Source organism: Agrobacterium burrii, from assembly GCF_017313405.1.
GTDB lineage: Bacteria > Pseudomonadota > Alphaproteobacteria > Rhizobiales > Rhizobiaceae > Agrobacterium > Agrobacterium burrii.
The window spans coordinates 16,933-38,930 of the sequence record NZ_JAFLNA010000009.1 but is presented as its reverse complement, the minus strand read 5'-3'; the positions used below and the strand labels follow the sequence as shown (position 1 = coordinate 38,930).

Sequence of the window (21,998 nt, the reverse complement as noted above, 5' to 3'; positions counted from 1 at the left end):
CACTCCAACATGGCTCCGACGTGCGGACAACGTTGCAGTGCTTACGGTTACTTCGAAAGTTCCGCCAATTCTCGGCACTAGAACAGCGTAATTATCTTCCCTGTTTTTAATTCTAGCGATCAGAACCCAACCTAGAAAGAAAGCTCTCTCCTTTCCCGTATGATGATCCTAGGCTCAGTAGCCCGCCAAGCGTCACTGCACTGCCCTGCCTGTTGAGAGGCGTAAAATGACCGTTGCGAAGGTCTGTTTCAATCGAGATTCGCTCTGCCTCGCCTCTTGCTAACAAATGCACGTGAAGTTCGCTCCCGCCAAGTTGCATGGCCTGCAACACCTTATCAAATAGGTGCTCTTCCATGCGGCGACCGGTGTCTGATGTTTGCCCGATATAGAGCGGATGCGCTACGCCATTCGTATCGCGCCGGACCATCACATATACCGATGGGCTCCTGATTTGTGCGCGCAACGATGGATACACAGTAGTTATGTACCATCGACCAGATCGGCCTTGCCAGCTATGGGTATGCTGTTCATTGCCCAACGCCGAAGGCTGGGATAGGAGACCAAAAATGCCGTTTGTCATGCCTGTACACCCCTAATCAGAATCGCTTCCTTTTCATGATGTCAGAACATAACGGAAACGCAATGGTGCCATATCTTATTTTTCATACTATATGTTGTATCGCGTAGTACTAGACAGACAGGAAGCAAAAAGCGCTTAGAACGAGACACAAGACTGCCTAGAACGACAAAACTATAGAAATTTGGAGGCAAACATCACAGCAAAACAACGCTGTAAAAAAAATGGTGCCCGGAGGCGGATTTGAACCACCGACACGCGGATTTTCAATCCGCTGCTCTACCAACTGAGCTATCCGGGCACTTCAGGTCCTTGAAGAACCTCCGCTTTTGGCGGGCGGGGCCGTTTTGGCGCCCCGAAAGTGAGCGGGGTTATAACATCTTGTTCGGACATGGCAAGCGCCATCGCGAAGTTTTTTGACAGTTTTTTCACGAGGGCTGTGGATGGCTGGAATGTCTGCCCGGCGCAGGCCGGATTGCGGGAGAAAACCCGTTATCGGCCATGTGCCGCGCACTACGGCATCCGGCCGCTACCCGGGTTAGGCAGCAGCCGATCCTGCCCGGCATAGCGGCATGGGAAGCGGCAGCTAGGCCGTTTCGCTGCGTCGCGCGGCAAGGCCAAGCGCGAAAGGCACCACGGCCACCAGCGCCGCCATGACGGGCGAGGACGCGAAGATGCGGCTGGCAAGCGAGGTGACGGCAACCGAGCGCACCACCATCATCAGACGGGAATTCTCGCGGTCTCTTTCATGGTGCGCCTGTGCGGGCCTGTGGCGGGAATGCCGGGCCGCCTCCAGCCGTTTGACATCGCGGCGGATCTTGTCGACCTGTTTGCGAAGCTCTTCCAGTTCGGCGCGCAGCGACGGATCAACGGTATCCTCAGCACGCGCCCTCTTCGCCGTGGTTTTTTCCGTCTTTGCTTCCGCGGCTATCGCCTCAGCCTCTTCGTCCAGCTCTGCCAGATGGTCGTCGAGGTCCGTGGGCTTGTCGAAACCGTGGGATCGCAGTGGTGCTTTCATCGCTGTCTCCTGGGGCGTGCTGAATTGCGGCGGCGGGCGTCTTTGCCCGGTCTCGCCGTTTCAACGCCCCAGCCGGGCAAAGGATGCACATAAAGCGATCAGCGCGGTAGATTCGGCTCAAAAAAACAGGCCCCGAAGGGCCTGTTTATTGTTCTGCCGTGAAGCCTCAGGCCGCCTTGGCGGCGCTGGCATAAGGATCGAAGCGACCGTAGAAGGTTTCGCCCTTGGCGGCCATGTCCTTCAGGAGTGGCGTCGGCTTGAAGCGTGGGCCATAAGCCTCGCTGAGCTTTTCGGCCAGAGCGACGAAATTCTTCGCGCCCATGCCGTCAATGTAGGACAACGCACCGCCGGTATAGGGCGCGAAACCGAAACCGAGGATGGAGCCGACATCCGCCTCACGCGGATCGGTGACGATGCCTTCTTCCACCGTGCGGGCGGCTTCCAGCGCCACGGTGACGAGGAAGCGCTGTTTCAGCACCTCCATATCCACGTCCTCAGGCTTCTGCTGCGGATAAAGATCCTTCAGGCCGGGCCAGAGGGATTTTTTGGCGGGCTTTTCCGGATAATCGTAAAAGCCCTTGGCGTTCTTGCGGCCGAAGCGGCCCTCGTCTTCCACCAGCTTCTTCACCAGCTCCATATGACGCGGATCGACAGCTTTTTCGCCGAGATCGGCGACGGTGGCTTTCAGGATCTTGTAGGAAAGATCGATCGCCACCTCATCGTTCAGCGCCAGCGGGCCGACCGGCATGCCAGCGAATTTCGCGGCATTTTCGATCATGGCCGGCGGCACGCCTTCGATCAGCATGTCGTAGCTTTCCGCCATGTAGCGCAGCACGCAGCGATTAACGAAGAAACCGCGCGTATCGTTGACGACGATCGGCGTCTTTTTGATCTTGGCCACATAATCCAGCGCGACGGCAAGCGCCTTGTCGCCCGTTTCCTTGCCGAGGATGACTTCCGTCAGCATCATCTTCTCGACCGGTGAGAAGAAATGGATGCCGATGAAATCGGTCGGGCGCTTCGAGTTCTTCGCAAGGCCCGTGATTGGCAAGGTGGAGGTGTTGGAGGCGAAGATTGCACCTTCAGGAAGCACAGCTTCTACGGCCTCGATGACGGCCTTCTTCACATCGCGGTCTTCGAAGACGGCCTCGATGACGAGATTGGCATCAGAAAGCGCGGCGTAATCGGATGTCGGGGTGACGAGGTCGAGCAGGGCCTTGCCCTCATCCTGCGTCAGCCTGCCCTTGCCGATGGCGGCCTTGACGCTTTCCTCGCAATGGCCCTTGCCCTTGTCGGCGGCTTCCTGGTCGCGATCCACCAGCGTGACGGGAATGCCGGCGGCAGCGGTGACGTAAGCCACGGCGGCACCCATGAAGCCCGCGCCGACGACGCCCACCTTCTTGAACTCCGTCTTCGGCTGGCCAGCCGGGCGGCGCGCGCCCTTGCCCAGTTCCTGCATGGAAATGAACAGGGAGCGGATCATGCCGAAGGCTTCCTTCGAACGAAGGATTTCGGTGAAATAACGCTGCTCCACCTTCAACGCGGTATCGAAGGGCAATTGCAGGCCCTCATAAACGCATTTGAGGATGGCGAGGGCGGCCGGATAGTTGCCGGCGCTTTCGCGGCGCAAAATGGCCGGTGCGGCGGGCCAGAGCTGGGCAGCCGCCGGCGTCCAGATGCCGCCGCCGGGGGCCTTGAAGCCCTTTTCATCCCAGGGTGCGACCGGTTTCAGGCCATCCTTGATCATCTGCTTTGCGGTTGCAACCAGCTGATCCGGCTCGACCACCTGATGAACCAGCCCCATGGCCTTGGCGCGCGCGCCGGTCAGCGACTGGCCCGTCGTCATCATCTGCAGTGCGGATTGCGCGTCCGTCAGGCGCGGCACGCGCTGGGTGCCGCCGGCACCGGGGAAGATGCCGACCTTGACTTCCGGCAGGGCGATCTTGAGGCTCTTGGCATTGGATGCCACACGGCCATGGCAGGCGAGCGACAGCTCGAACGCGCCACCCATGCAGGTGCCGTTGATGGCCGAGACCCATGGCTTGCCGTTGGTTTCCAGCTTGCGGAACAGGCCGGTCATGCGGCCCACGAGTTCGAACAGCTTTGCCGCCGCCTCATCCGGGTTCTTCGCCTTCTCGTCATTGTAGAAGGAGAACATCGACTTGATCATCGAAAGATCGGCGCCGCCGGAAAAGGTGCTCTTGCCTGACGTGAAGACGACGCCCTTGACGGCGCCATCTGCGACAGTCGCGTCAAGAATGGCGTTCAGCTCGTCCATCACCTCGGAGGTGAAGACGTTCATGGATTTTTCCGGCATGTCCCAGGTGACGAGGGCAATGCCGTCTGCGTCCGTCTCAATGGTGAAATTGGTGTAAGTGCTCATTTGGGATTCCTCTTCCCTGAAATTTCCGTGCGGTTACGACAGTCCGATCACGAGGCTGATACAACCGACCACGAGAACGAGAAACACAACCAAACCCCAACGCTCTGCCCGGAGCCGCTGGACGTAGACAGGAGAAACGGGGCGGATGGACGCCTTATGATCCTGTGCCATGTCCTTTTCCAGATTGTGCCGAGCCAGCTGCTGTTCGATCTCGTTCTTGGGTCGCTCGTAAACCTCGCGCCTCATGACCAGCCTCTCAAACCCGCTCGATAACCGTCGCCGTGCCCATGCCCGCGCCGATGCAAAGCGTCACGAGCGCGGTGTTCAGATCGCGCCGCTCCAGCTCATCCAGCACCGTGCCGAGGATCATCGCGCCGGTTGCGCCCAGCGGATGACCCATCGCGATGGCGCCGCCATTGACGTTCATCCGGTCATGATCGATGTCGAAGGCCTGCATGTAACGCAGCACCACGGCGGCGAAGGCCTCGTTGAGTTCGAAAAGATCGATATCGGCAAGCGACATTCCGGTCTTTTTCAGCAGCTTTTCGGTCACATCCACCGGGCCGGTCAGCATCAGCGCCGGATCGGAGCCGATATTGGCGAAAGCCTTAATGCGGGCACGCGGTTTCGCGCCCATTGCCTCGCCGCCCGCCCTGGAACCAACCAGCACGGCGGCAGCGCCATCGACGATGCCGGAGGAGTTGCCGGCGTGGTGGACGTAGTTGATGCGCTCCACTTCCGGGTGGGCCATGATGCCGACGGCTTCGAAGCCGCCCATTTCGCCGGGCATCTGGAAGGACGGATTAAGCGAGGCGAGCGCCTGCATGTCCGTGCCGGGGCGCATATGCTCGTCACGGTCGAGGATCGTCAGGCCGTTTGAATCCTTCACCGGAATGACCGACTTGTTGAAATAGCCCTTTTCCCAGGCATGCGCTGCGCGCTTCTGGCTCTCGACGGCATAGGCGTCGACATCGTCACGGGAGAAGCCGTATTTGGTGGCGATGAGATCGGCCGAGACGCCCTGCGGCATGAAGAAGGCCGGGAAGTTGACCGAGGGGTCCATGTACCAGGCGCCGCCCGACATGCCCATGCCGACGCGCGACATGCTTTCGACGCCACCGGCGATGACGATATCGTCCGAACCGGCCTTGACCTTGCCGGCTGCGAAGTTGATGGCATCAAGACCCGAGGCGCAGAAGCGCGAGATCTGCATGCCCGGGGCCTTGTTGGAATACCCCGCCTCGAAGGCGGCAGCCTTCGGGATCACCGCGCCGGCATCCATGACAGGATCGACGCAGCCCATGATGATGTCATCGACAGCGGAGGTGTCGAGCCCATTGCGGTCGCGGATGGCTTCGAGCGTCTTGGCGGCCAGGCGAACGGAAGGCACCTCATGCAGGCTGCCGTCCTTCTTGCCGCGTCCGCGCGGGGTGCGGACATGGTCGTAAATGTAAACGTCGGTCATAAACTCTCTCCCTGCGGCGTGTTTACCGCCAACCTTCTCAAAATGCTTCCGCAGCCAGTTCCATCATGGTGTCCGCGCCGGTTTCGATGCGGGCCTTGCGCAGCGCCGTTTCCGGCATGATGCGCTCCATATAAAACTTCGCCGTGACAAGCTTGGTCTTGAGGTAATCCTCATCCGAAGCGCTGCCTGCTGCAAGCGCTTCGCTGGCGGCTTTCGCCATGCGTGCCTGCATGTAACCCAGCACCACGATGCCGAAGAGGTGCATATAGTCGGTCGAGCCGGCGCCGGCATTGTCGGGCTTCGCCATGGCGTTCTGCATGAACCACATGGTTGCGGCCTGCAGGTCGTTCAAGCCCTTTTTCAGGCCCTTGGTGTAAAGGCCAAGCTTTTCATCGGCGCGGTTTTCCTCGCAGAAATCGCCGATTTCCTTGAACAGCGCCATCACGGCGCGGCCGCCATTCATGCCGAGCTTGCGGCCGACGAGATCGAGCGCCTGAATGCCGTTGGCACCTTCGTAGATCATGGTGATGCGCGCATCGCGGACATATTGGCTCATGCCATGTTCTTCGATGTAGCCATGGCCGCCGAAGACCTGCTGTGCCATCACAGCATGGTCAAAGCCCTTGTCGGTCAACACGCCTTTGAGGATCGGCGTCACAAGGCTCAGCAGGTCGTCCGCCGCCTGCCGCTCTTTCTCGTCTGTCGAGCGATGGGCGATATCGGATTGCAGCGCGGTCCACAGAAGGAAGGCACGGCCTGCCTCGTTATAGGCCTTGATGGTCATCAGCGTGCGGCGGATATCCGGGTGCACGATGATCGGATCGGCCTTCTTGTCCGGGAATTTCGCGCCGGAAAGCGAGCGGCCCTGAATGCGCTCACGGGCGTATTCGACAGCGTTCTGATAGGCGATCTCGCCGACCGAAAGCCCCTGCAGGCCGACGCCGAGGCGAGCCTCGTTCATCATCACGAACATGGCCGAAAGGCCCTTGTTCTCCGCGCCGAGCAGATAACCGGTCGCATCGTCATAGTTCATGACGCAGGTGGCATTGCCGTGAATGCCCATCTTGTGCTCGATGGCACCACAGGTGACGCCGTTGCGCTCGCCGAGCGTGCCGTCTTCCTTCACCAGGAACTTCGGCACGATGAACAGCGAAATGCCCTTGGTGCCTTCCGGCGCGCCTTCAATGCGGGCAATCACCAGATGGACGATATTATCCGTCATGGAATGTTCGCCGGCGGAGATGAATATCTTCTGGCCGGAAATTTTGTAAGTGCCGTCGCCCTGCGGCACTGCCTTGGTGCGCAAGAGGCCGAGATCGGTGCCGCAATGGGGTTCGGTCAGGTTCATGGTGCCCGACCATGTGCCTTCCACCATCTTCGGCAGATAGGTTTGCTTCTGCTCCTGCGTGCCGTGTACGAGGACGGCGGCGATGGCGCCCTGCGTCAGGCCAGGATACATCATCAGCGACAGGTTGGCGGAAGACATATATTCGCCGATCGCCGCATGGAGCGTATAAGGCAGGCCCTGCCCGCCAAATTCAGACGGAACGGCAAGACCGATCCAGCCGCCCTCGCAATAGGCGTCATAAGCTGCCTTGAAACCTTCAGGCACGGAAACCGAACCGTCGTCGGCGCGCTTGCAGCCCTGTTGGTCGCCGGAGAGGTTGAGCGGGAAAAGCCGCTCTTCGGCCAGCTTCGCCGCCTCGCCGGTAATGGCTTCGATCATGTCAGGGGTTGCATCTTCAAAGCCGGGCAGGTTGTTATACCGCTCGAGGCCGAGAACGTCGTTCAGGATAAAAAGCGTGTCTTTGACTGGGGCCTTGTAAACAGGCATTACCGATGTTCCTCCGCATCGTGGTGCCGGAGACAATCCGGCGGATATTGGATGACAATATTTGACGTGCGCGTAAACGTCAAATAAATTTCAACGGAATGTCGCCGATCCTCTCCCCCCAAATGGCTGCTCAGCCCGGCGTGGCCTGCCCCCGCGCCACAAAAGTTAAAAAATTCCAACCATAGTTAACCACTTCTTTACCACGTTTCGTGAATTCTCCGACAAGAGGTAACTGCTTCGTTCATCGGCGCATTTTCCTCCAAGGGGGCGAATACCGGCTCTGGAATTGCTGCATGTTGCAGCGACGGCATGCACAGGCAGGCAACGTCGCGACAACAACCGGGCATAGCGGGCGGAAGCGAAGCGAGCGAGAAGATGAACGGATTGCGATCGAATACCCAACAGCCAAGCGACAGGTCGTCTCTTGATGCTCTCAATCGCACCATTGAAGGCCTTGAAGCCCGTATTGAAGGGCTGATGAGCCAGAAGTTTCCGCGCGAGCCGCGCCCGAGCCCCGCGCCCGAGCCGAAAGGCGAGGCTTACGCCGCGCCGCGCGAGCCACGCGCCACGGTTACTCCGCCGCAACTTGACCCCGTCAACGAAATCCGCCAGCGCCAGCGCCTTCTCGAGGCGAGCTTCCAGCGCCCGCAGGAACCCGTTGCGCGTCCGGAACGGACAATTACCCGCCCGCTTGCACCGGAATATCGGCCGAACGTTCAAAACACGACGGCCAACCCCGCTCCGCGCGCGCGTTCCATTCCGCCATATCAGGAACCGCAGCGCAATGACGCCGCCCTGCAGGAGATCGCGCAGGCGCTCGTCAATCTTCGCCATGAGCTGAAGCACGATATTTCCGAGGGCGTGGCCCGCGAAGCGCAGGGGCTACGGACCGAAATCCGCAATATTCGTGCGGTGGCGGAAGACCAGCAATTTATCGGCGACCTGCGCGATGACATCGCCCGGCTTGCCGGCAGCATCGACCAGCTCGGCAACCTCGCATCTCCTGACGCCTACGGGCTGCGCAACGAGTTCGAAGACCTGCGTCTCACCATCGACCAGCTTGCGCGCGAAGACAGCGTGCACCGGATCGAAAGCCGCTGGAACAATGTGGAAGACACGTTGCGCGGTTTCGATGCGACCTCATTGCAGGATGAGATCGTGTCGCTCGCCTATCGTCTTGATGACATCAAGACCCAGCTTGGCGGGATGAGCAACAACCCCGCCGTGCGTGTGCTCGAGGAAAAGCTGATTGCGATTGCCAGCGCCGTGGAGCAGCTCGGCAAGCATATGCAGCCCAATGAGGCCGCCTTTACCGAACAGTTTTCCGGTCTCGACCAGCGGCTGGACGAAATCAGCCGCGCCATTGCCGCGACCAATACCCGCTCCAACACGCAGGCCACGGATAACGCGCTGGCGCAGCGGCTGGAAACCCGTCTGAACGGCCTTGCCGAACAGCTCGGCGATATCAACCGCCTCGCCGCCGCCAAGCCTGAGCCGGCGCTGGACCTGACTGCCCGCCTTGAAGCGCTGTCTGGCAAGATTGACGAACTCAGCACCGCCCGCGACGCCGCCCAGCTACATGAGCGGCTGGATCAGCTTTCGCTGCTTCTGGAGCGGTCGCAGCGCCCCTCGCAGCAGACGGAACTGACATCCTTCCTCAGCGATATCTCCCGCAAGATCGATGCGCTGGATCATGGCGCCGTCAATGACGGTCTGGCAGAACGGCTCGATACGCTGTCGCGCCGCATTGAAGACCTCGATTATCGCTACAGCCAGCCGCAGCCGGCATCGAGTCTCAGCGAAAGCGCCTTTTCGCGCCTGGAAGAGCGGCTCGGCAATATCGCGGCGCGTCTTGACGAGACCGCTCATGCCGCCCCCGCCGATAGCGGCGCGCTCACGAGCCTCGAAAACCAGATCGCCCACCTCTCCTCGCTGATCAGCCAGCCGGGCTACCACCAGCCGGCCGGCATGTCGCCGGAACTCGACTCCCGCATGGCGGCAATCGAGGACTATATGGCGTCGAACGACGAATATATCATCGAAGCGGCACGGCAGGCGGCCGAAGCGGTTCTGGACGCCTATACCCGCAACAATCTTTCGGCTGGCGCAAACCTCGCCGACATGACGATGCTGACCGATCTCGCAACCGATCTGCGCAGCCTCGAAGCCTTGAGCCGCAATACCGAAGAGCGCACGCACCGCACTTTTGAGGCGCTGCATGAGACGCTGGTGCAGATTGCCGGCCGTCTCGACAGCCTGGACAACGCCCCCGCCTACCGCGAAGAGGCCGCGCCCCGCAAGGTTGCGCAGCATATGGTCACGCCCGCCCGCGAAGATGTGGCCATGCCAGCCGCCATCTTCCCGGAAGAAGGTTATATCGCCGAAGAACAGGCGATTCTCGACGCCGACGAAAACGAAGCGGATGCGATGGCCGTTGTGCCGCCAGCTGCCGCAAAACCCGCCAAGGCGGAAAAGAAGAGCCTGCTTGCCGGCCTGACGAAACGGTTCAAGACCAGCACGGCGAAGACCGCCAAAGCTGCTGAAGAGCCGGTCTCGGCCTCCTCTGCCCGCACGCAGGTGGAGCCGGCTCCATCGCTCGACCCGATCGACGTGCTGCCCGCAGGCCAGGAGAACGAACTTCTGGAACCGGGTTCGGGCGCACCTGACATCAAGAAGATACTGGAACGTGTGCGCGCCAGCCAGGTGGCTGCCAGCGGCAAGGCCGTAGATGCCGAAGGACGGACGGATTTCATTGCCGCCGCCCGCCGCGCAGCACAGGCTGCGGCCATGGAAACATCGCCAGAAAAGCTCGAAACCGGCAAGAAGAGCCGCAAGGCCGACGCTTCGGCGCTGTCGCGCTATCGTCGCCCGCTGCTGCTTGGTATCGGCGCCATTCTTCTCGCCATGATGGCCATGCCGCTCGTCAAGACGATGATCGGTGGCGCGGAAGCTCCGGCACCGGTTATCGAGCAGAAGATGGACAATGCACCGGTCTCGGCACTTCCCGAAACCGGCAACAAGGCCGTGACCATCCCCTCCGATCTCGCCATCGATCCCGAGCAGGCGGCATCGGCCGACAGCATCGAGAATAATGCGCCGGCGCAGAACAGCATCGATGCCCGCACCATTGGCGGCGCACCGCTCGCAGACGAGCCGCCGGTTGCCGATGCCCCGGTCGTGGACCCGGCAACGCCTGACACGGTCGCAAAGAGCGAACCGCAGGCTCCGACGCAAACCGTCACCACCGTTGTTCCACCGCAGGACGCCATCGCGGTTCCCGCCGGCATTGAACCCGCATCTCTGGCCGAAGCGGCTGCCAAGGGCGAAACGCAGGCGCTGTTCGAGATCGCCGCCCGTTATACCGAAGGTCGTGGTGTTACCGCCGATCGTGCGGAAGCAGCGAAATGGTACAAGCTTGCGGCGGATCGTGGCCTAGCGCCTGCGCAATACCGTCTCGCCAATCTTTACGAGAAGGCGAACGGTGTGGAGCGCAACCTTTCCGAGGCCAAGCGCTACTACACGCTGGCTGCTGAACAGGGCAATGCCGGTGCCATGCACAATCTCGCCGTCCTGCTCGCATCCGACGCGGCCGGCCAGCCGGATTTCACCGCTGCGGCGCAATGGTTCATCAAGGCCTCGGAACTCGGCGTGCGCGACAGCCAGTTCAACCTCGCCATTCTTTATGCCCGCGGCAGCGGCGTGAAGCAGGATATCGAGGAATCCTACAAATGGTTCGCGATTGCCGCCAAGGATGGCGACGCGGACGCCGCCCAGAAGCGTGACGAGGTTGCCGGAGCCATGAACCCGCAGCAGCTTCAGAGCGCCAAGGCCAAGGTGGACGCATGGAAGGTCAAGCCGCTTTCGGAAGACACCAACAGCGTCAACCCGCCTGAAGAATGGGCTGGCAAGGAAGGTGTGAAGACCGCCTCCGTGGACATGGAAAAGGCGATCCGCAACATTCAGGCGATCCTGAACAAGAACGGCTTCGATGCCGGTCAGCCGGATGGCAAGCTCGGCAAGAACACTGTCACCGCCATCAAGGATTTCCAGAAATCCGTCGGTCAGGCACCCGACGGGCGCATTACCAATGAACTGGTGACTGCACTGCTCGCCCGTAACAAGTAAGCCTTCCGGAACAGGTGAAGCGGCCGCCCTGGCCGCTTTTGCACCACTCGGCGCAGGAATGTGGCTGGCCATCGACACACAGCCGCTATCTTTCCAAATTATCAACGTATTTACCGTTGAATGTTGACAGGTCAGGCCCTCGCGGGCATGACGGATGAAGGCTGGGCATGCCCGGTCTTTTCAGACAGAAAGTGTAAATCGCGGCGCGGCCCCCTCACCCGGACAAGCCCTGCCGCCCGGAACCATTTGCCCGAGGTCCGAGCCGTGACTGTCTATCTGCCAATCGCAGAACTGTCGGTGAACATTTTCATCATTCTCGGCATGGGCGCGGCCGTCGGTTTTCTTTCCGGAATGTTCGGCGTGGGCGGTGGCTTTCTGATCACCCCGCTGTTGATTTTCTACAATATCCCGCCAGTAGTGGCCGTGGCGACGGGTGCCAACCAGGTGGTTGCCTCTTCGGTTTCCGGCTCGATCACGCATTTCCGGCGCGGCACGCTGGATATCAAGCTCGGCAGTGTACTGCTTGTCGGCGGCCTCGTCGGGGCGACGGTCGGCGTGTGGATATTCTCCTTCCTGCGCAGCATCGGCCAGCTCGATCTCATCGTTTCGCTGCTCTATGTCATCCTGCTCGGCACCGTCGGCGCACTGATGCTGAAGGAGAGCATTTCGGCGCTGCGCCGCGCCGCCCGCAACGAAACCGTGACGCTGCGTCGGCCGGGCCATCACAACTGGGTGCACCGCCTGCCGCTGAAAATGCGGTTCAAGAAATCGAAGATCTATCTCAGCATCATTCCCATCGTCACCCTCGGCTTTGGCATTGGCATCCTCACTTCGATCATGGGTGTCGGCGGCGGTTTCATCATGGTGCCAGCAATGATCTATCTTCTGCGCATTCCGACCAATGTCGTCGTCGGCACATCGCTGTTCCAGATCATTTTCGTGACAGCCTATACGACCATCGTTCAGGCGGCGACCAACTATTCCGTCGATGTGGTGCTGGCCTTCATCCTGATGGTGGCGGGTGTCATCGGCGCGCAATATGGCGTGCGCGTCGGGCAGAAACTGCGCGGCGAACAATTGCGCGCCCTTCTCGCCCTTCTCGTGCTCGCGGTCGCCCTTCGTCTTGCGGTCTCGCTGGTGGTGCGCCCGGAAGACCTGTTTTCGGTCGCCGTGGGAGGGCTGGGCTATTGACCTCTCGCCTGCTCATCGCCGCCCTTCTGCTCTTGCCGTGCCTTGCCTTTGGGAGCATGGCCTCAGCACAGACGCCGCCGCTTGCCCTGCCTCCCGGTACGCAGCAGCGGTCATTGCTGGAAAATATCGAAATCGGCGCATCGACGACGGAAATTCCCATCGCCTCCGATTTTCGCGGTGCGGATTTCACGCTCTTCGGCGCGTTGAACAATACCGATCAACTGCTGCTGGCGATCGGCCAATATGATATTGTCGTTACGCTCGAAGGGCCGACCGACTACATGACCGTGCGCAAGAAGGAACGTATTGCGGGCATCTGGATCAATACAAGTGCGATCACCTTCACGCCGCTGCCGGAATCCTATTCCATGGCCAGTACACGCGACATCACGGATGTCGCCTCCCCAGGCACCTTGCGGGCCATGGGGCTGGGCGTCGATCATCTGTCGCTCAAAAGCGCGGTGTTTTCCGGCGTGCCCGATAATGTCTTCGATTTTCAGGAAGCCTATCGGCGTCTGAAGCTTTCCAGCGGTATCTACCGCAATGATACGACCGGGGTGCGGCTGGAGCGCACCGGCCTGTTCTGGGCGACGCTTCGCCTGCCCGCCAACGTGCCGAACGGCGTGCACACAGCTCGCGCCTATCTGTTCAAGAGCGGCAAATTCATCGCCCAGCGTGAGCTGAAACTGCGTGTCGTCAAGACGGGCATGGAACAGGCCATCACCGATGCGGCGCATCAGACGCCGCTTGCCTATGGCGCACTCTGCGTTCTGCTGGCCGTCGTGACCGGCTGGGGCGCCAGCATCATCTTCCGCAAGGACTGACCGCTTTTTCATCGCGAAAAAGAGAGCGTTTGCCGCTCGCAAGGGCAAAGATAGCATTCGCTTCCTTTGACGGTTTGCGGTAAAATTCAAGGCGTTACAACCATGCACCCAGACAGTGGCGGCAGCGCGGTTGTAACCGGGATGAAAAGGAGAAATGTCATGTTCAAGCACATTCTCATTCCCACCGATGGCTCGCCGCTGGCGCAGATCGCAATCGACAAAGGGTTCGCTCTGGCCAGAGAGGCAGGCGCAAAGGTGACCGTCGTGACGGTATCGGAACCCTTCCACGTGATTGCGAGCGACGTCGAAGATATTGCCGCCATTGCCGAAGAAGAATTCCACCGTTGCGAGGAGGCTGAGCATCTTCTCAGAGACACGCAGGCGCACGCAGCGTCGATGGGGCTGGATTGCGAAGCCCTGCTGGCACGGGCGGGACGGCCGGACGAAGCGATCGTCGAAATCGCCGACAGGACCGGCTGCGACCTCATCGCCATGGCCTCGCACCGGCGCAGGAGCTTTATCGAGATGCTGCTCGGCAGCGTCACGGCAAAGGTACTGAAGAATTCGAAGATACCGGTGCTGGTTTACCGGCAATAGAGCATTTCCGTGAAAAGTGCGTAGCGGTTTTACGTCCGGACAATGCGTAAAAACAAAGAGAGAACGGCGATGATACGCTCAGCCAAGCAGATTTGAAAACCGCACCGAATAGATGCGGTCCCGTCCCATCAGATGCGCGACGAGCGCCGCATGATCGAACAGGCCGCGCATGGCCTTGTGGCGCAGATCCAGCCCGCCGCTCATCACCCCGAAAGCCGGCATCAACAGACGTGAACCATCCGTGGCGAAGCAGGGCCGACGGACCGTCTTCTCGCGGCGGCGAACCGTGGCGGAGGGATGCAGATGCCCGGCGATTTCGCCGGCGGCATCGCCGACTTTCGGCTCATGGCGGAAAACGAGACTGCCATAAAACATCTCATCCACCGAAGACCCCGGCAGATCGACCGTGCCATCCGGATCGTGATTGCCGTTGATCCATATCCATTCGCGGCCACGGGCCATCTCGCGGATGAGTTCGCGCAGCATCAGCGGCAGGTGCTGAGAACCAACGCGATCGTGGAAATTGTCACCGAGACTGACGACGATCTTCGGATCGTAGCGGCTGACGAGGGACGACAGGATTTTGAGGGTGGCGATGGTGTCATATGGCGGCAGCATCCGCCCGCGCCGGGCAAAGGCCGCGCCTTTTTCCAAATGCAGATCGGAGACGACAAGCAGGGACAGGTCCGGCAGGTAAAGCCCGCCCAAAGGATCGCACCAGGCGGCGACGCCATTGACAGCGGTTTCGCTGCCGAGGCATTCGAAGCCGTTGGAAAACCTGTCGCTCAATGTCAGCCGGCTCAGCACTTTTACATTCGTTCCTTTATTTTCAGGACATCGCCTCGGCGATCAGCTCGTCGGCGGCTTCGGCCAGCACCTGATCCATCGCCTCGCCCGCCACCGTCTCGCGGCCGATTTCCAGCATGACCGGAACGGCAAGCGGCGAGACATGCTCCAGCGCGCGGTGGGTGGTATGACCCTTGATTCGCTTCAGCATATCGCCAAGACGGCCAATGTCCAAAAGTCCCGCCGCCGCATCGCGCCGCGTCGCTTCCAGCAGGATATGATCCGGCTCATGGCTGCGAAGAACGTCATAAATAAGATCGGCGGAGACCGTGACCTGCCGGCCGGTCTTTTCCTTGCCCGGATGGCGGCGCTCGATGAGGCCGGATATGACGGCGCAATTGCGGAAGGTGCGCTTCAGCATGAAGGATTCGTCCAGCCATGCCTCAAGATCATCGCCCAGCATATCCTCATCAAGAAGGTCTGCCAGCGACAGGCGGCGGGATCTCAGCCGCCTGCCGATATCCTCCATGGCCCAGATGGCGAGCGAATAATCGGTGGCGACGAAACCCATGGGTTTTGCGCCCGCCCGCTCCAGCCGCCGCGTCAGAAGCATGCCGAGCGTCTGGTGCGCCAGCCGTCCCTCGAAGGGATACATGACCATGAAGAAGCGCTTGCGGAAGGGAAACGTCTCGACCAGCAACTCGTCGCGCTTCGGAATGATCGATTTTTCTTTCTGGATCGCCAGCCAGTCGCGCACCTGATCCGGCAGCGCCTGCCAGCGGGCGGGGTCGGAGAGCATGGAACGCACCTGATCCGCAAGGTAAGTGGAAAGCGGAAACTTGCCGCCGGCATAGGAGGGGATTTTTGGATCCATGGAGAAGGCCTGCGACACCAGGCATTCATTCTCCCTGATGCCTTCGAACCGCAGCACCTTGCCCGCAAAAAGAAACGTATCTCCCTGCACCAGCTGTTCGAGGAAATGCTCCTCGACCTTGCCGAGCGACATGCCGCCGCGCCCGACCGTGCCTTTGGCATTGCGCTTGACCATGCGGACATTCAGTTCCGCCGCCTCGACGATGGTGCCGAGGTTCAGGCGATATTGCTGGGCGATCGCCGGATTGGAAACACGCCACCGGCCGTCCTTCATCTGACGGATGCGGGCGTAACGCTCATAGGTGCGCAGCGCGTAACCGCCTGTCGCGGTAAAATCCACCACCCGGTCGAAGGTGGCGCGCGGCAGATCGGCATAGGGCGAAGCGCTCGTTACTTCACGATAGAGCTCGTCGGCATAGAAAGGTTCGGCGCAGGCCATGCCGAGCACGTGCTGGGCGAGAACATCGAGCGCACCTTCGGCGATCGGCGGCGTGTCCTGCGCGCCGATGTAGTTGGCATCCAGTGCTGCCCGGCACTCCATCACCTCGAAGCGGTTGGCGGGGACGAGGATCGCCTTTGACGGTTCGTCCATGCGGTGGTTGGCGCGGCCGATGCGTTGGGCAAGGCGGCTCGCGCCCTTCGGCGCGCCGACATGCACGACAAGATCAACATCGCCCCAGTCTATGCCGAGATCGAGCGTGGAGGTGGCGACGACAGCGCGCAACTTGTTCTCCGCCATGGCCGCTTCCACCCTGCGGCGCTGGCCGGCATCCAGCGAGCCGTGATGCAGCGCGATCGGCAAGTTGTCGTCATTGATGGTCCAGAGTTCCTGGAAAATCCGCTCCGCCTGCGAGCGGGTGTTGACGAAGATCAGCGTTGTCTGGTGCTGTTTCAGCGCCGGATACAAATCCTTCATGGCGTAGCTTGCCGAATGGCCCGACCATGGGATGCGTTCTTCCGTCTGTAGAATGGCGATGTCCGGTTTTGCGCCACCTTCGACCGTGATGAGACCGGCCGGCGGTTCGCCTTGTCCCTGCGGTGCGAGGTAACGGCGCAGATCCATCGGCTCCGCCACGGTGGCGGAAAGGCCGATGAAGCGCACATCGGGCGCATGTCGGCGCACCCGGGCGAGTGCCAGCGACAGCAAATGGCCGCGCTTGGAAGTGACGAGCGAATGCAACTCGTCCAGCACCACATATTTCAGGTCACTGAAAAAGCGCTCTGCTTCCTTGTTGGCGAGCAACAGCGAGACCTGTTCCGGGGTGGTCAAGAGAATATCGGGCGGTTTGACCTTCTGGCGCTGACGTTTGGCCTGCGGCGTGTCACCCGTGCGCGTTTCGATGGAAATCGGAAGGTCCATTTCGAAGACTGGCTTCGTCAGGTTGCGCTCGATATCCACGGCAAGCGCCTTCAGCGGCGAAATATAGAGCGTGTGCACGCCGACAAAGCCGGAGCCGGGCGGCACCTTGCCGCGTTCCGCCAGATCAGTGAGCGAAGCCATAAAGCCGCCCAGCGTCTTGCCGGCGCCCGTCGGCGCGATCAGCAGCATGTTTTCCCCGCCCCGCGCCCGCGCCATCAGCTCCAATTGATGCGCGCGCGGAGACCACCCTTTTTCAGCAAACCATTTCTGGAATGGAAGGGGCAAGGTGCCGACATGTGTGCCGGAAGTGGGAGACTCGGTGTGTTTCACGCCTTCAAGGTAGTGAAAAAGCTGCAAAAAAGAAGGGCGGAACATGGCCGCTTGACAGGAAACCATAATCATGGATAAATAATATCCACGATACTGAAGCACCAGAACATGGGAAAGACGGATGAAACTCGGCGACGGCGTGGAACAGGCCATTCACAGCGTAGGCATGCTGGCGGGACTTTCCGAAGGCGGCGTGCTTTCGGCAGCGGCGCTTGCGGAATTCCACGGCGTTTCCACGAGCTATCTTCTGAAACACCTGCAATCACTGTCGAGCGCGGGAATTGTCGCCACCGTGCCGGGGCCGAAAGGCGGTTACCGTCTGGCCAGAGCGACCGACAAGATCACGCTGCTCGATATCGTGCTGGCGGTCGAAGGACCGCAGCCAGCCTTTCGCTGTGCGGAAATCCGCCAGCGCGGACCGAACCCCTTGCCGGGGCGTTATTTCACCAAGCCTTGCGGCATCAATGCCGCGATGCTGAAAGCGGAGAAGGTATACCGCGCGGAACTGGCCAAAACCAGCATCGCCGACATTCTGGGTGATCTCGTCGCCAATGACGATGGCGGGATTGCCGCGCGCGGCTGCGCCTTTCTGGAGTTGAATGAGCGCAAGACGATGACGCGCTGAGATCCGAAACGACAGAACCACCTACAGATCTGCCAAGCCAATACCGGTGAGCCTGACAGCTTTCCGGACGGATACTGCATGCCCTCAAATACACCCCAACCACTGGAGAGACCGATGAAAACCCGTATCAACTATGCCAAAGCCTCCCCCGAAGCCTTCAAGGCCGTGATGGCGCTGGAAAATTACGTCCAGAGCAGTGGCCTTGAGCGCCGCTTCGTTCACCTCATCAAGCTGCGTGCCTCGATCATCAACGGCTGCGCCTTCTGTGTGGACATGCATGTCAAGGAAAGCCGCCATGACGGTCTTGCCGAACAATGGATCAACCTGATGAGCGTCTGGCGGGAATCTACCGTTTATACCGAACAGGAACGGGCGCTGCTCGGCTGGGTAGATGCGGTGACCAGGATTGCCGAAACCGGTGCGCCGGATGATGCCTTCGAGACCCTCAAGGCGCAGTTCTCCGACGAAGATATCGTGAAGATCACGGTTGCCATCGGCGCCATCAATACATGGAACCGCATCGCCGTGGGCTTCCGCTCGCAGCACCCGGTGGATGCGGCTGCGAAAGCAGCCTGACCCTTCGATCTAAAAAGGACGACCGCTACATGGCGATGTAGCGGTCGTTTCTGTGATTGACGGCAAGCGTGAGGTTCATGACCAGCGCGCCTAAGATGGAGCAGAGGATGACAAAAGGCGTCGCGACGAAGAAGGAGCAGGCCAACACCATGCCATCAAAGGCGAGCTGCACCAGGCCGGCACGCCAGCCGAAACGATCCTGTAGATAAAGCGCCAATATGCCGAAACCGCCGAGGCTGGTGCGGTGGCGAAACAGAGCCAGCATGCCGGCGGCGACTGTCAGTCCGCCAAAGAGTGCGGCTGCAATCGGGTTGATGCTCTCAAAAGCGAAAAAGCCCGGCATATATTCGGACAATAATGCCGTCATGGCGATGGCGCAGAAGGTCTTGATTGTGAAGGCAAGGCCGAGGCGACGGAAGGCGAGATAATAAAACGGCAGGTTGGCAAGAAAAAACACCGCGCCGAAGCTGAAGCCACTGGCATAATGCGCCAGAAATGCGAGACCCACCACACCGCCGGTGAGAAGACCCGCGGCGGAAAACAGCGTGACGCCGAGTGAAATGAGCATGCTGCCCGCCAGAATAGCCTGCGCATCTTCCAGCAGCGAATGGCGATCGGGCGCCGACGTCCAAAGGTTCAATCGCCTGCGCGCACTGGTATCGTCCATGCATTTTCCCCTGACTTGCCCGATCTGGCCCGACCTTGCCCAGCTATTGCGCCCAAGCACGACGAATTTCAAGCACTCAGCTTAACGCACGACGATGTATCTGTCCGAGCGGTGGTTGATGGCGAGGAAGATGTTGAGAACGAAAGCGCCGACAATCGAATAGACAACGGTGGCCGGATCGATGACGAGAAAAGCGCAGAGCATGACAAAGGCATCGAATGCCAGCTGGATCAGGCCGGCGCGGATGCCGAAACGGTCCTGAATATAGATGGCCAGAATGCCGATGCCGCCGAGGCTGGCGCGGTGGCGATAAAGCGCCAGCAACCCATAACCCAGCAGCAGACCACCAAGCAGCGCCGCCCAGAGCGGATTAATGCTGTCGATGACCATCCAGCGCGCCTCCACCTCCGTCAGCACCGAAACGAGGCCGATGGCAATGAAGGTCTTGAGGGAAAAGGCAAGGCCGAGGCGGCGGAAGGACAGGTAATAGAACGGCAGATTGACGAGGAAGAACAGCAGGCCGAAGCTGATGCTAAAGGCGTAATGCAGGAGAAAAGCGACGCCAGCGGTGCCGCCGGTCAGAAGGCCGACCTTGTTCAGGAGATAAAAGCCGAGCGCCGAGACGATGGCACCGGTAACAATGCCCTGCACGTCTTCCACCGGCGCGTGTCTGGCCGGATCGGAACTCCACATGCTGTAAACGCTTCTCGTTCTGCTCACGCTTTTTCCCTCAATTTTCCTGCATATTTTGCACTGCAAAAAATACCGGATCAAGATGGATATGTAAGCAAGACTGACCTATCATGAAAAAGGCAAGAAACGGAATGTTCAGCCTCGGGCGCGTGCAAGAAAGAGAATGCCGGATAGGGGTTTTCCGGCATCCTTGCGAATGGTGGTTTTGCGGATTTCGATGAGGGAAAAGCCCGTCCGCTCAAGAAGATCGGTCACGTAGCTTTTGGAATGGGCGTAACGAAGGGATTCCCGCAGGACGAACCCTTCCCCATCTCCGGCATCCTCCACCGAGAAGGCGAAAAAGCCCGATGGCTTGAGCAGGGCGGAAACAAGCGGCATGACGGTTTCGAGGCTACCGAGATACATCATCACGTCGGCAGCGGCGACGAGATCGGCGCGATGTTGCGCAAGTGCCGGGGTGAACAGTCCCGAGGTCTCTTCATTCAATGAAAGATCGGCCTGGCCGAGATGGTCGTAAAGACCCTTTTCCTCGGCCTTGGCCAGCATGTTCTGCGAAATATCGAACCCCTCCAGCCGTTTGGCGAGGGAGCGGATTTCGACACCAAGCAGGCCGGTGCCGCAGCCGATATCGACAATGGTGTCGAAGACGCCGCCTTTCGCCGCCTTGCCGATCAGCTCCGCCAGTTTTTGTGGCACGCTGTAATCCAGCTTCTCAACAAGCGAGGTTTCGAAGCGGTCGGCATAATCGTCAAACAGCCCTTCCACATAACGGCTCGGCGGCTGCTCGGGTGTTTCCGCGGCGCCGAGAACCGCAAGTTTCAGTTCGGCTGCAAACAGCCCTTCCCTATCAAGCTCGGCGACGTTCTCGTAAGCCGCCACCGCTTTTGCGGTCTCCCCCGCCTTTTCGTGATATTCCCCGAAGCGAAACCATCCCGCCGTCCACCGTGGCGCAAGTTCAAGCGCCTGTTCCATAAGTTCGGCGGCGGCGGGATAATCACCACTTTCCGCCAACATGCGGGCATAGTCCGCCCGGCGGTCGGCAATGACGTCACCGGAAGAAAACTGGTTTGGGGCCATCAATGATTCCTGAGAAGATGTCGGCTGTCATTTATCAAGCCATAAAAAAACTCAAGTCCTATTTCATGGCGCACGCGTGGAATTGGTGAATATGACGCGATATAGTGCGCCGAACTTGCATCGAAGCGGTGTGCTGCATATGTCAGGACAAAACAGGAGACTTGCTGATGGCCGGTGAGGTCAACAAAATGCTGGGTGATACGGTGGCCCGCACCGTGGTGAAGCTGCTCGTCGTTTCATTGCTTGTCGGTTTTCTGATGGCGATCTTCGGATTGACGCCGTGGAACATCATCTACAGCGCACGCGATTTCGTCGTCGACCTCTGGCGCAGCGGTTTCCATGCGCTCGGCGCGATCGGCGACTATCTGATCCTCGGGGCGACGATCGTCATTCCCATCTTCATCATCCTGCGCCTTCTGAGCTATCGCCGCTGACATGACCGACACATCATTCCAGACGCTTACCCGGCGCGGCTTCGTGCTGATTTCCGCCGGCTCCGTCCTTTCCGCCTGCGTTTCCATGCCCACCAACAAGGGAATGCCATCCGGCACCCGCGATGAGACGGCGGCGGCGCTTCCGATGGTCAATGATCTACGCCGCTCGAAAGGGCTTTCGCCGCTCGCCATCAATGGCGCTGCAAGCGGTGCTGCCGCCTATCAAGCCGGCCGCATGGTCAAGGCGCAGAAGATGGCGCATCTGATCGGCCTCACTGACAGTTTCCTCATCCGCATGAAGGATGGCAAGGTGCCGCTTCCGGCTGCGGAAAACGTGGCCGCCGGGCAGGACAGCGTCGAGCGTGTAGTCAAGGCCTGGATCGGCTCGCCGCATCACCTCGAAAACATGCTTGGGGCTTATAATGGCCTTGGCGTCGCGGTCGCCTATGACGCCGCCAGCCGCAACCGGCCCTATTGGGCGATGGTGCTCTGCGCCTGATCAGATGACGGAAGCGGGGTTCACGGGCAAGCGCGTCGCCGCGCGCCCCCAACCCCGTTCCAGA

19 protein-coding genes and 1 tRNA gene are annotated in these 21,998 nt (G+C 60.2%); 8 read left to right on the top strand and 12 right to left on the bottom strand.

Annotated features, from left to right (window positions below; genetic code table 11):
- Window positions 1-112: 112 nt before the first annotated feature.
- The 7 genes from JZX89_RS16955 to JZX89_RS16925 form a co-directional block, all read right to left on the bottom strand.
- The gene (locus JZX89_RS16955; protein WP_207134821.1) at window positions 113-580 is read right to left on the bottom strand and encodes a GIY-YIG nuclease family protein; all 468 of its coding nucleotides are present in this window, start codon (window positions 578-580) and stop codon (window positions 113-115) included.
- 222 nt (window positions 581-802) lie between these two features.
- A tRNA-Phe gene (locus JZX89_RS16950) sits at window positions 803-878 on the bottom strand.
- Window positions 879-1,163: 285 nt separating this feature from the next.
- A complete protein-coding gene (locus JZX89_RS16945; protein WP_207134820.1) occupies window positions 1,164-1,595 on the bottom strand; it encodes a hypothetical protein in 432 nt (143 codons plus the stop codon).
- A gap of 166 nt (window positions 1,596-1,761) precedes the next feature.
- Window positions 1,762-3,978, bottom strand: coding sequence for a 3-hydroxyacyl-CoA dehydrogenase NAD-binding domain-containing protein (locus tag JZX89_RS16940; RefSeq protein ID WP_207134819.1), 2,217 nt, complete (start codon window positions 3,976-3,978; stop codon window positions 1,762-1,764).
- Window positions 3,979-4,011: 33 nt separating this feature from the next.
- A complete protein-coding gene (locus tag JZX89_RS16935) occupies window positions 4,012-4,224 on the bottom strand; it encodes a hypothetical protein (protein WP_174375251.1) in 213 nt (70 codons plus the stop codon).
- Between the two features lie 10 nt (window positions 4,225-4,234).
- Window positions 4,235-5,443, bottom strand: coding sequence for an acetyl-CoA C-acetyltransferase (locus tag JZX89_RS16930; RefSeq protein WP_207134818.1), 1,209 nt, complete (start codon window positions 5,441-5,443; stop codon window positions 4,235-4,237).
- Window positions 5,444-5,480: 37 nt separating this feature from the next.
- Window positions 5,481-7,277 carry an acyl-CoA dehydrogenase C-terminal domain-containing protein gene (locus JZX89_RS16925; RefSeq protein WP_207134817.1) on the bottom strand — a complete coding sequence of 599 codons (1,797 nt, stop codon included), beginning with the start codon at window positions 7,275-7,277 and terminating at the stop codon, window positions 5,481-5,483.
- 375 nt (window positions 7,278-7,652) lie between these two features.
- On the opposite strand from JZX89_RS16925, the gene podJ reads away from it, so the two are divergent.
- The 4 genes from podJ (at window position 7,653) to JZX89_RS16905 (ending at window position 14,014) form a co-directional block, all read left to right on the top strand.
- The gene (gene podJ / locus JZX89_RS16920; protein ID WP_207134816.1) at window positions 7,653-11,402 is read left to right on the top strand and encodes a peptidoglycan-binding protein; all 3,750 of its coding nucleotides are present in this window, start codon (window positions 7,653-7,655) and stop codon (window positions 11,400-11,402) included.
- 264 nt (window positions 11,403-11,666) lie between these two features.
- Entirely contained in the window at window positions 11,667-12,593 is a 927-nt protein-coding gene (locus JZX89_RS16915; RefSeq protein WP_149898525.1) for a sulfite exporter TauE/SafE family protein, read from the top strand.
- Complete coding sequence (locus JZX89_RS16910; RefSeq protein ID WP_174375255.1) at window positions 12,590-13,417, top strand: TIGR02186 family protein; 828 nt, start codon at window positions 12,590-12,592, stop codon at window positions 13,415-13,417. The genes JZX89_RS16915 and JZX89_RS16910 overlap by 4 nt, the downstream gene beginning before the upstream one ends.
- Before the next feature lie 159 nt (window positions 13,418-13,576).
- On the top strand, window positions 13,577-14,014 hold the full coding sequence (locus JZX89_RS16905) for a universal stress protein (RefSeq protein WP_149898523.1): 438 nt from the start codon (window positions 13,577-13,579) through the stop codon (window positions 14,012-14,014).
- Window positions 14,015-14,092: 78 nt separating this feature from the next.
- Here JZX89_RS16905 and pdeM read toward each other — a convergent pair whose 3' ends face one another.
- Together pdeM and JZX89_RS16895 are read right to left on the bottom strand one after the other, a co-directional pair.
- Complete coding sequence (pdeM, locus tag JZX89_RS16900) at window positions 14,093-14,821, bottom strand: ligase-associated DNA damage response endonuclease PdeM (RefSeq protein ID WP_207134815.1); 729 nt, start codon at window positions 14,819-14,821, stop codon at window positions 14,093-14,095.
- Window positions 14,822-14,843: 22 nt separating this feature from the next.
- Window positions 14,844-17,435, bottom strand: a complete 2,592-nt coding sequence (locus JZX89_RS16895) for a ligase-associated DNA damage response DEXH box helicase (protein ID WP_246746755.1) — start codon at window positions 17,433-17,435, stop codon at window positions 14,844-14,846.
- Window positions 17,436-17,484: 49 nt separating this feature from the next.
- Here JZX89_RS16895 and JZX89_RS16890 point away from each other — a divergent pair, with 49 nt between their 5' ends.
- Both JZX89_RS16890 and JZX89_RS16885 read left to right on the top strand, forming a co-directional pair.
- Entirely contained in the window at window positions 17,485-17,988 is a 504-nt protein-coding gene (locus tag JZX89_RS16890; RefSeq protein WP_149898520.1) for an RrF2 family transcriptional regulator, read from the top strand.
- Window positions 17,989-18,102: 114 nt separating this feature from the next.
- Window positions 18,103-18,564: a carboxymuconolactone decarboxylase family protein gene (locus tag JZX89_RS16885; RefSeq protein ID WP_149898519.1), complete on the top strand. Its 462-nt coding sequence runs from the start codon at window positions 18,103-18,105 to the stop codon at window positions 18,562-18,564.
- 25 nt (window positions 18,565-18,589) lie between these two features.
- On the opposite strand, the gene JZX89_RS16880 is transcribed toward JZX89_RS16885, so the two are convergent.
- The 3 genes from JZX89_RS16880 to JZX89_RS16870 form a co-directional block, all read right to left on the bottom strand.
- Complete coding sequence (locus JZX89_RS16880; RefSeq protein ID WP_137083434.1) at window positions 18,590-19,231, bottom strand: YitT family protein; 642 nt, start codon at window positions 19,229-19,231, stop codon at window positions 18,590-18,592.
- Window positions 19,232-19,312: 81 nt separating this feature from the next.
- Window positions 19,313-19,924, bottom strand: a complete 612-nt coding sequence (locus JZX89_RS16875; protein WP_207134924.1) for a YitT family protein — start codon at window positions 19,922-19,924, stop codon at window positions 19,313-19,315.
- A 135-nt stretch (window positions 19,925-20,059) separates the two neighbouring features.
- Window positions 20,060-21,001 carry a class I SAM-dependent methyltransferase gene (locus JZX89_RS16870; RefSeq protein ID WP_207134814.1) on the bottom strand — a complete coding sequence of 314 codons (942 nt, stop codon included), beginning with the start codon at window positions 20,999-21,001 and terminating at the stop codon, window positions 20,060-20,062.
- A 167-nt stretch (window positions 21,002-21,168) separates the two neighbouring features.
- Here JZX89_RS16870 and JZX89_RS16865 point away from each other — a divergent pair, with 167 nt between their 5' ends.
- Both JZX89_RS16865 and JZX89_RS16860 read left to right on the top strand, forming a co-directional pair.
- Window positions 21,169-21,435, top strand: coding sequence for a DUF6460 domain-containing protein (locus JZX89_RS16865; protein ID WP_045022252.1), 267 nt, complete (start codon window positions 21,169-21,171; stop codon window positions 21,433-21,435).
- Window position 21,436: 1 nt separating this feature from the next.
- Window positions 21,437-21,934 carry a CAP domain-containing protein gene (locus tag JZX89_RS16860; RefSeq protein WP_153513140.1) on the top strand — a complete coding sequence of 166 codons (498 nt, stop codon included), beginning with the start codon at window positions 21,437-21,439 and terminating at the stop codon, window positions 21,932-21,934.
- The last annotated feature ends 64 nt before the right edge of the window (window positions 21,935-21,998 follow it).